Origin of the sequence: Phytobacter sp. V91, from assembly GCF_965644225.1 — a bacterium.
GTDB lineage: Bacteria > Pseudomonadota > Gammaproteobacteria > Enterobacterales > Enterobacteriaceae > CBFFRJ01.
The window spans coordinates 18683-27598 of the sequence record NZ_CBFFRJ010000065.1 but is presented as its reverse complement, the minus strand read 5'-3'; the positions used below and the strand labels follow the sequence as shown (position 1 = coordinate 27598).

Annotated in this window: 9 protein-coding genes and 1 other RNA gene; 7 read left to right on the top strand and 3 right to left on the bottom strand. The window is 54.3% G+C overall.

Going from position 1 to position 8916, the window contains the following annotated elements:
• Window positions 1-110 precede the first annotated feature (110 nt).
• On the bottom strand, window positions 111-974 hold the full coding sequence (tesB, locus tag ACSZO4_RS14460) for an acyl-CoA thioesterase II (RefSeq protein ID WP_437889718.1): 864 nt from the start codon (window positions 972-974) through the stop codon (window positions 111-113).
• Between the two features lie 213 nt (window positions 975-1187).
• On the opposite strand from tesB, the gene ACSZO4_RS14455 reads away from it, so the two are divergent.
• On the top strand, window positions 1188-1757 hold the full coding sequence (locus ACSZO4_RS14455; protein ID WP_437889716.1) for a YbaY family lipoprotein: 570 nt from the start codon (window positions 1188-1190) through the stop codon (window positions 1755-1757).
• A 36-nt stretch (window positions 1758-1793) separates the two neighbouring features.
• Here the strand turns inward: ACSZO4_RS14455 and ACSZO4_RS14450 are convergent, their stop codons facing one another.
• A complete protein-coding gene (locus tag ACSZO4_RS14450; RefSeq protein ID WP_437889714.1) occupies window positions 1794-2105 on the bottom strand; it encodes an MGMT family protein in 312 nt (103 codons plus the stop codon).
• Between the two features lie 164 nt (window positions 2106-2269).
• On the opposite strand from ACSZO4_RS14450, the gene ffs reads away from it, so the two are divergent.
• Both ffs and ACSZO4_RS14440 read left to right on the top strand, forming a co-directional pair.
• An RNA gene (ffs, locus tag ACSZO4_RS14445) (signal recognition particle sRNA small type) lies at window positions 2270-2366 on the top strand.
• Window positions 2367-2472: 106 nt separating this feature from the next.
• Complete coding sequence (locus ACSZO4_RS14440) at window positions 2473-3027, top strand: GNAT family N-acetyltransferase (RefSeq protein WP_437889712.1); 555 nt, start codon at window positions 2473-2475, stop codon at window positions 3025-3027.
• A 23-nt stretch (window positions 3028-3050) separates the two neighbouring features.
• Here ACSZO4_RS14440 and ACSZO4_RS14435 read toward each other — a convergent pair whose 3' ends face one another.
• Window positions 3051-3572, bottom strand: a complete 522-nt coding sequence (locus ACSZO4_RS14435; protein WP_437889710.1) for a hypothetical protein — start codon at window positions 3570-3572, stop codon at window positions 3051-3053.
• 354 nt (window positions 3573-3926) lie between these two features.
• Here ACSZO4_RS14435 and ACSZO4_RS14430 point away from each other — a divergent pair, with 354 nt between their 5' ends.
• The 4 genes from ACSZO4_RS14430 to ACSZO4_RS14415 all read left to right on the top strand — a co-directional run bounded on the left by ACSZO4_RS14430 (window position 3927) and on the right by ACSZO4_RS14415 (window position 8900).
• Window positions 3927-4178: a hypothetical protein gene (locus ACSZO4_RS14430; RefSeq protein ID WP_437889708.1), complete on the top strand. Its 252-nt coding sequence runs from the start codon at window positions 3927-3929 to the stop codon at window positions 4176-4178.
• The gene (locus tag ACSZO4_RS14425) at window positions 4175-4393 is read left to right on the top strand and encodes a hypothetical protein (RefSeq protein WP_437889706.1); all 219 of its coding nucleotides are present in this window, start codon (window positions 4175-4177) and stop codon (window positions 4391-4393) included. Before ACSZO4_RS14430 ends, ACSZO4_RS14425 begins: the two co-directional genes overlap by 4 nt.
• Before the next feature lie 245 nt (window positions 4394-4638).
• Window positions 4639-5724, top strand: a complete 1086-nt coding sequence (locus ACSZO4_RS14420; RefSeq protein WP_437889722.1) for a LacI family DNA-binding transcriptional regulator — start codon at window positions 4639-4641, stop codon at window positions 5722-5724.
• Between the two features lie 101 nt (window positions 5725-5825).
• Window positions 5826-8900 carry a beta-galactosidase gene (locus ACSZO4_RS14415; RefSeq protein WP_437889704.1) on the top strand — a complete coding sequence of 1025 codons (3075 nt, stop codon included), beginning with the start codon at window positions 5826-5828 and terminating at the stop codon, window positions 8898-8900.
• The last annotated feature ends 16 nt before the right edge of the window (window positions 8901-8916 follow it).

Genomic DNA, 8916 nt, shown 5'->3' with positions numbered 1-8916 from the left:
CGGCTCCCTGTTGTGGAAGCCGTTATAGTGCCGCAGATTAAGGATCGGTCAACCGATCCTTAACTGATCGGCATTACCCATCGGGAGGCTTTTGTTATTCTGAGGGGGAATTATGCTCCCCGGTTACGCATAACCCCTTCCTGTACCGTCGAGGCAACCAGTACACCGTCACGGTTGTAAAACTCTCCGCGGACAAAACCACGTGAGCTGGAGGCCGACGTACTCTCCACGCTGTAAAGCAGCCAGTCGTTCAAATCGAAGGGGCGATGGAACCACATTGAGTGATCGATGGTCGCCACCTGCATCCCTTTTTCCAGGAAGCCCACGCCGTGAGGCTGAAGCGCAACCAGCAGGAAGTGGAAGTCTGATGCATATCCCAGCAGATATTGCTGGACGCGAAGATCTTCCGGCAGCGAGCCGTTCGCACGCATCCACACCTGGCGGGTGGGTTCCGCCTTGTGTCCTTTCAGTGGGTTGTGAAATTCAACCGGGCGGATCTCGATGGGTTTATCACCCAGAAACTTCTCTTTTACCAACGGCGGTAAAAATTGTGACAACTCACGGGCAATGTCGGTTTCGGATTTCAGTGATTCCGGCGGCGGTGCGTCCGGCATGGTCTTTTGGTGCTCGTAACCCGGTTCTGGCGCCTGGAATGAGGCGGTCATATAGAAAATAGGTTTGCCGTTTTGAATGGCTGCAACCCGACGGGCGCTGAAACTGTTGCCATCACGCAGAACTTCCACGTCGTAAATAATGGGCTTCTGGCTGTCACCCGGACGCAGAAAATAGCTGTGAAAGGAGTGAACAAGACGTTCGGCCGGAACGGTCTCTTTGGCGGCGTACAATGCCTGCCCGACGACCTGGCCTCCGAACACCTGGCGCAGGCCTAAATCTTCACTCTGCCCACGAAACAGGCCCTCTTCAATTTTTTCCAGGTTCAACAACGACAGCAGATTGGTAAGCGCCTGACTCATAGGTGTCCTCAATAAAATAAACGCGCGACAGCGAATGCACTATTCAGTATAACCTGGAAATTAAAGTGGTCCGATGGGTGCAATAATCTGAATAAGCGGCGGTTTGCAGGAAGAAATTAGTGATATGTGCCAGACTTGAACACGTTTACAAGGTTTAACCACACATTCTGGCGGGACGGCGTCCTGTCGGTGCATTGAAGATAAGGAGAACTCATGAAACTCATGCACATGTTAAGTGGTTTGGCGGTGGCGATTGCACTGACTGCCTGCGCCAAAAAAGGGGCGGATATTCCGACTCCGGCACCAAACCCCAATGCCCCGGCTGCCGCCAGCCAGGCGACAATCGCACAGCCTAACGTTTCGGGTACGGTGTGGATCCGCCAAAAAGTGGCCTTACCGCCTGATGCGGTGTTAACCGTTACCGTGTCGGATGCCAGCATGGCCGATGCGCCATCAAAAGTTATTGCCCAGAAGGCGGTACGTACTGAAGGTAAACAGTCTCCGTTTAGCTTCGTACTGCCTTTCAATCCGGCAGACGTACAACCTAATGCCCGTATTTTGCTGAGCGCGGCTATCACGATTAACGACAAACTTGTGTTTATTACCGATACCGTCAAACCCATCATCAACCAGGGTGGCACGAAAGCGGATCTGACGCTGGTTCCTGTTCAGCAAACTGCCGTGCCGCTTCAGCCTGGCGGTGGGGCGGCAACGACAGTGCCTTCAACGTCACCGACGCAGGTCACTCCGTCAGCGGCAACACCTGCGCCAACGCAGATGTAAGTTGACGATAGCTCCTCTCCTGCGGGGGAGGAGGTATCAGTAAACCCAGCGGTAATGCTGTAAATCGATTTGCCCACTGCCCGAAACCACAACCCCGTCCTGCATCAGCGCCTGGCGCTGGCGCTGTAAATCCGGCCCGCTGAGCGAGATACAGCCGTGGCGATTGACGACCCGATGCCAGGGTAAGGTACTGCCTTCCGGTAGCCGTTTTAAGACCCCGCCAACCTGGCGTGCGGCGCGTGGCGAGCCGGCAAGCCTGGCGACATCGCCATAGGTGGTAACAAAGCCTACGGGAATTGAGGCAACGATTTGCCACACCCGTTGGGGGAAAGAATCGTGATTATCCATACAATCTTCCTGAGATGTGAGTCATCAGAATATCAGGGTGTTAGCCGCTGTGAAGGGGCGATCGTGCAAGAAATCAGCATCTGTTTGCCGGTGGCTTGCAATTGAGGGAATGGACAGGGATAATGCGCCAGCGCGTTGGATAACAACGCTCTCAATGGAGGCTCTGTTGGTTCTCCCGCAATGCTACTTTGTTTACCAGGTCAGGTCCGGAAGGAAGCAGCCAAGGCAAAGAACGCGTGTGCCGGGATGTAGCTGGCAGGGCCTCCACCCATTTCAGGCCTCCTGTATTTCCCTTTTCTCCGCTTGCCCGGATTCGCTTATCCGCAGTATGGTCACTTGTACGCCATTAATGCAGGATGCAATTGTCATGAAAGCCTCGCCAATCATCACTGACCGACTGATTCTCAACCCCTTGATTTCTGAGGATGCAGAGCAGATCCAGCGTGTTTTTCCGCGCTGGGAAATCGTGCGTTACCTGATTGCCAGCGTGCCCTGGCCTTATCCGCCTGGGGCGGCTCGTCATTATGTCGATAATGTCGCTTTGCCAGCCGCAGATGCCGGCAGCGGCTGGTACTGGACACTCAGGCGTAAAGAGGATCCCCAGCAACTCATCGGCGTGATATGCCTGATGGACGCTCCTGATAACAACCGTGGTTTCTGGCTGGTGCCGGAATGGCAGGGGAACGGCTATATGCGGGAGGCCTGCGATGCCGTGACGGATTTCTGGTTCAGAGCATTGAATAAACCCGTGCTGCGCGCGCCGAAAGCGGTGGCGAATGAGCGCTCAAAAAATCTCTCACAGCGTACCGGGATGCGGCTTATCCGCTGTGAGAAGGGGCATTATGTGGCCGGTGAGCTGGAGACTGAACTGTGGGAAATCACCCGCGAAGAGTGGCTGGCACAACGCGCCAGTCAGCCATAAGCATAAAGCTTACCTGCCGCTGGTCAGAGATCGTCGCCGGAAACAGAGCTGCGTGATTTCTGCATCGCCAGCATATCTTCGCTGTTATAAATCAGAGTGGCGCTGGTGTCGCCCTCTTCATCACTGGTCAACACCAGCGAAATATGGTTGTTATCGAAGTTGATGTAGGCCGTTTTGTTCGGACTGAGATCGACGCTCTCCATCTCTTTCTGCGTGGAATGTGCGGCCAGCCCATATTTTGTCTTCAGAGTGGCGATTGTTTTCACCACATCTTCGTCCGGCAGGGCAATCGCGATACGGATAAACTTCTCTTTAACGAAGAAGAAGACGGCCTCGGTTTGCTTACCGGCAAAATTAAAGTCTTCGCAAGCGTACATGGTTCCGACAGGGGCTTCTTCAGGCTCGCCTATGGTGCAGTTGGCCTGAGCCAGCACTTTGGCCTGCGGTGCGCCGAACTTCATATCCCGGTAACCTTCTGCTGCCATAACTGAAGTCGTGAAGGCAGCCAGTAACCCAAGCAGGGCGTACCTGTATTTAAACGGCATCAATGTAAATCCCCAGAATTGATTTAGTGATGTAATTATAAGCTGATGGAACTTTTGGTTTGTTCTCAGCACGTTATACTAATCGCCCGCAGGCGTAAGTAAAGGGCTGAAAGCGGTCGTTTGCCTGATCCCGTAGTCGAAAAGGGGAAAAAAGGTCTTTTTTCGTTATATATTTATTCTTTTTTCGTGCTTTGTCATTATTCTGAAATATTACTTTCATGTAAATGTCATAAAACTATTGCAAAGTGATTGTGGAATATTTTTAAATTGTCATAACAGTTAAATATAGTTCTGGATCAGGATATTAACTTCGTGTATTAATATTTCATCTTATTCACCCTGGAAGGGATAATCATGATCACTGCGGTTTTAAACGTCAAAATTGATGAGGCGTTAAAAGAAAAGCTTCGACATTATGCAGAAGTGAATAATGAGAACCTGAGTACAGCTACAGAAAAACTGCTACTTCTGGCATTAGAGGCTGATGAAACCGGTGTCGTTTCTGAAGAAGATATCGATAATCAGCATCTTGAAGAAGACAATGCAGCCCCATTAAGTGCAAAAGAAATCAAAGCATTACGCAAACTCCTGAAGAAGAAAAAATGAACCAGCAACTGCTATCTATAGCCAGTAACTACGCTGAAGCCTGTGAGCTGTTACGCTCGGGTTTTGTCAAACAGGTGCGCCTGAACTGGAATATTGGAACGGATGAGTTCTTTCGTATCGCGAGTGACTGGTGTGACGCCGGTGCAAAAATAAAAAAAGAAGGGAATAGCTTTATCATTTCACTGAAAGGTTTTCCTATTCCCCGCCAGCAGTAATAATGTTGTCATGAAACTGCCATGCTAATTGCATAAAGTTTTGTGACGATAAACGCATAATATAATATGTAATCGTCTCGATTCATCATGGATGATGTTTACGGCGAGCCTGTCCCGGCTCGTCGGTATTTCTTTTTTCATCTTTTTACTCTTTCCTTCAAAAGCGCAGAAGCGCAAATGTGCACGTAACGGTCGTCACCGTAATGGGTTACACTCAGCCAACCCTGTTCATCACCCAGAGCGCCATGAAAACCATTACCCTCTATGATGTTGCCCGCCATGCAGGCGTCTCTTACCAGACGGTCTCCCGCGTTATCAATCAGGGGCCGCATGTCTCCTTGCGCACCCGGGATAAGGTGCTGGCGGCGATGGCGGAACTGCATTACATCCCCAATCGCGGCGCACAACAGCTGGCCGGTAAACGTACCCGAACGCTCGGACTACTGACCACCGACTTAGCGCTGCACGCGCCATCGCAAATTGCCGCGGCGGTGAAATCCAGAGCCGGACAGTCAGGGGTGAGCGTGATCATTTCGATGCTTGAGCAACACGATGACGCCGCCTGTACGCAAGGGGTACAGGAGCTGCTGGCGCAACGGGTTGAAGGCCTGCTGATCAACCTGCCGCTGGAAGACGACAAAGCCAGAATGCTGGCTGAACTGGCGCATCCTGTGCCGGTCCTGTTTCTGGATGTTGGCGACACGGCAACAGTCAACAGCCTGTTATTTGATGCCCGGCAGGGGGCGCGTCTGGGGGTCAGCCATCTGCTGGGGCAGGGACATCAACGTATTGCGCTACTGGGCGGCCCCACCTCCTCCGTTTCTGCACGGGCGAGGATGGCGGGTTGGGTCGCAGAACTTGAGGCTGCGGGTCTTGTTCCCTGTGGCTGCGAGTCTGGCGACTGGAGTGCGGCATCCGGCTATGAAAAAGGGCATCAGTTGCTGTCGGCCACTGTTCTGCCCCAGGCTATTTTAGTGGCTAACGATCAAATGGCCCTCGGCCTTATTCGCGCCTGCGCAGAGAAAGGTCTGTCGGTACCACAGCATATTTCGCTGGTGGGCTATGACGATACCGCCGACAGCGCCTGGTATTCTCCGCCGCTCACCACGGTTCGCCAGGCATTCCGGGATGCCGGAGAACGTAGCGTGGACTGGTTGCTGGCCCGGCAACGTGGCGAGCAAACGGGTGATGTGCAGATGCGACTGCCGGTCAGCCTGGTGGAGCGGGCGTCCACCTCGCCAGTGACTTCGGAAAACATTACGGGTGAAAATCTGGCAAGACAACTTCATGCTCTGGCCCAGCTTGCAGCTTCCCTCGATCGGCGTAATTAGTTTTGTGATCCTTTTCGCTTTCTGTCGCGTTGTCCCTTTACCTGACAAGCGAAAAGGTGCATTTTGGCTAAAATTGTGAGCGCTTCGCAAAAGAGGTTGTTATGTCCGTAAATGCATTGAGTACGCTGTTGTCCCGCCGGGACTGGGAAAACCCGGTGATTACCCACTGGCACCGCCTGGCTGCCCATGCGCCAATGCACAGCTGGCGTGATGTGGAGGCTGCACGTGATGACAGCCAGCCTGTTGCCCGTCGTCTGTTAAATGGCGAGTGGCAGTTCCGCTTTTTTGCCGCGCCTGAGCAGGTGCCCGCCAGCTGGATCAATACCGATCTTCCGGAATCTGTCGCGATGCCGGTGCCATCAAACTGGCAAATGCAGGGCTTCGACACGCCAATCTACACCAATGTGACTTATCCGATCCCGGTCAATCCCCCTTTTGTTCCGCAGGAGAATCCAACCGGTTGTTACTCGCTCACATTTGAGGTGGAGAGTGAGTGGCTGACCCAGGGGCAGACCCGCATTATTTTTGATGGCGTCAACTCTGCTTTTTATCTGTGGTGTAACGGTCACTGGGTGGGTTACTCCCAGGACAGCCGCCTGCCTGCCGAATTCGATCTCGGTGGGGTGCTACAGGCAGGCACTAACCGGTTGGCGGTGATGGTACTGCGCTGGAGTGATGGCAGTTATCTTGAAGATCAGGATATGTGGCGAATGAGCGGGATCTTCCGCGATGTCTCTTTGTTGCATAAACCGCAGGCGCGTATTGCTGACTTCCACCATGTCACTCACCTGAATGCGGAATTTGATCACGCTTTATTACAGGTCGACGCAGAGCTTGCGGGTGATTACGCCGACTGCGACGTGGTGTTCACCTTATGGCGGGGGAAAACGCAAATAGCCGAAGCCCGGCAGACTCCGGGCAGCGATATTATCGACGAGCGCGGCGCCTGGGCTGAGCGCCTGAGCGTAGCGATGCCCGTTGCTAACCCGCTGTTGTGGAGTGCCGAAACCCCCAACCTGTACCGGTTGACGGTTGCCCTCTACGACAAAACCGGGCGCTTGCTTGAAGTCGAAGCCTGCGATGTCGGCTTCCGTGAGGTGGAGATCGGTAACGGCCTGCTTAAACTCAACGGCAAACCGCTGCTGATCCGGGGGACCAACCGCCACGAACATCATCCGGAAAACGGCCAGGTGGTGGATGAGGCGACAATGCGTCGTGATATTGAGCTAATGAAGCAGCACAACTTTAACGCCGTGCGCTGTTCTCACTACCCTAACCATCCGCTGTGGTATCGCCTGTGCGACCAGTACGGGCTGTATGTGGTTGACGAAGCCAATATTGAAACCCACGGCATGGTGCCCATGAGCCGCTTGTCTGATGATCCCCAGTGGCTGCCAGCGATGAGTGAGCGCGTGACCCGGATGGTGCAGCGTGACCGCAATCACCCGTCGATAATCATCTGGTCTCTGGGCAATGAATCGGGCCACGGCGCGACGCATGATGCGCTGTATCGCTGGCTGAAAACCACGGATCCCACTCGCCCGGTGCAGTATGAAGGCGGCGGGGCGAATACCGCGGCAACAGACATTGTTTGCCCGATGTATGCCCGTGTTGATGAAGATCAGCCTTTCCCGGCGGTGCCGAAATGGTCGATTAAGAAATGGATCAGCCTGCCTGACGAGACCCGCCCGCTGATCCTCTGTGAGTACGCTCATGCAATGGGCAACAGCTTTGGCGGCTTTGCTAAATACTGGCAGGCGTTCCGCGCTTATCCTCGTTTGCAGGGAGGTTTTGTCTGGGACTGGGTTGATCAGGCGTTGAGCAAAACCGATGAGCAGGGGGAAACTTTCTGGGCCTACGGTGGTGATTTTGGTGATACGCCTAACGATCGTCAGTTCTGTATGAATGGGCTGGTCTTCCCGGACAGAACACCCCATCCGACGTTGTATGAAGCGCAGCGCGCGCAGCAATTTTTCCAGTTTTCGCTGATCGGTACTTCACCCCTGGTGATTGAGGTGACCAGCGAATACTTGTTCCGCGCCACGGACAACGAAACCCTGCACTGGTCGATTGTCCGCGATGGAGAGCTTCTGGAACAGGGTGAGTTGGCGCTGACTATTTCTGCCCAGGGCGCCCAGCGCATTGAGCTCCCCACATTGACGCTGGAAGCCGCGCCGGGCGAAGTCTGGTTAAACGTGGAGGTTTATCAGCGCGAGGCCACGCCGTGGTCACCTCAGCATCATCTCTGCGCCTGGGATCAGTGGCCGCTGCCAGCGCCGCTGTTTGTTGCGCCTGCGGCTGAGCCGACGAAACGCCCGACGTTGACCGTTGAAAACGACAGCTTCATTGTTGAATGTGCACACCAACGCTGGGCCTTCTCGCGTCAGAGCGGTCATCTGACCCAATGGTGGCGTGATGGACAGCCTACGCTGCTCACACCCGTGATTGACAGCTTCACCCGGGCGCCGCTGGATAACGACATTGGGGTGAGTGAAGCGAGGCGCATCGATCCCAATGCGTGGGTGGAGCGCTGGAAAGCGGCAGGTATGTATCAGCTGACGCCTCATCTGTTGCAGTGCGAAGCGCAGGAGAATGCCGGCGACATTACCGTTACCACGCGTCACAGCTGGCAGCACAATGGCAAAACGCTGTTTGTCAGCCAGAAGTGGTGGCGTATTGGCGGTGATGGCATTTTGCAGGGTGAAGTGGATGTGCAGGTGGCAGCGGATGTTCCGCCTCCGGCACGCATCGGGTTGTGTTGCCAGCTTGCGGATGTGCATCAGCAGGCGAGCTGGCTGGGACTGGGGCCGCACGAAAACTATCCGGACCGCAAACTGGCGGCGCGTCAGGGATTGTGGACTCAGAGTCTTACGCAGTTGCACACGCCCTATATTTTCCCCACTGAAAATGGCCTGCGCTGTGATACCCGCGCTCTGCGCTACGGCGCTCACCGGCTCAACGGACGTTTCCATTTCTCCTTAAGCCGCTACGGTCAGCAGCAGCTCAGGGAAACGTCGCACCATCATCTTCTGCGCGAAGAAGCCGGTTGCTGGTTGCAGCTTGATGCATTTCATATGGGGCTGGGAGGTGATGACTCCTGGAGCCCGAGCGTGTCGGCAGAATTTGTGCTGAGTGAAAATACGGTACGTTACGCTTTCCTGTGGTCGCAGAGCTAAACGTTAGCCGTCGCGC

Excerpts from the sequence above, each read along its gene's own strand:
- ACSZO4_RS14440 (WP_437889712.1), top strand. The coding sequence starts at position 2,473 with ATGAAAGCCTCGCCAATCATCACTGACCGACTGATTCTCAACCCCTTG.
- ACSZO4_RS14455 (WP_437889716.1), top strand. The coding sequence starts at position 1,188 with ATGAAACTCATGCACATGTTAAGTGGTTTGGCGGTGGCGATTGCACTG.
- ACSZO4_RS14415 (WP_437889704.1), top strand. The coding sequence starts at position 5,826 with ATGTCCGTAAATGCATTGAGTACGCTGTTGTCCCGCCGGGACTGGGAA.
- tesB (WP_437889718.1), bottom strand. The coding sequence starts at position 974 with ATGAGTCAGGCGCTTACCAATCTGCTGTCGTTGTTGAACCTGGAAAAA.
- ACSZO4_RS14420 (WP_437889722.1), top strand. The coding sequence starts at position 4,639 with ATGAAAACCATTACCCTCTATGATGTTGCCCGCCATGCAGGCGTCTCT.
- ACSZO4_RS14435 (WP_437889710.1), bottom strand. The coding sequence starts at position 3,572 with ATGCCGTTTAAATACAGGTACGCCCTGCTTGGGTTACTGGCTGCCTTC.
- ACSZO4_RS14430 (WP_437889708.1), top strand. The coding sequence starts at position 3,927 with ATGATCACTGCGGTTTTAAACGTCAAAATTGATGAGGCGTTAAAAGAA.
- ACSZO4_RS14450 (WP_437889714.1), bottom strand. The coding sequence starts at position 2,105 with ATGGATAATCACGATTCTTTCCCCCAACGGGTGTGGCAAATCGTTGCC.
- ACSZO4_RS14425 (WP_437889706.1), top strand. The coding sequence starts at position 4,175 with ATGAACCAGCAACTGCTATCTATAGCCAGTAACTACGCTGAAGCCTGT.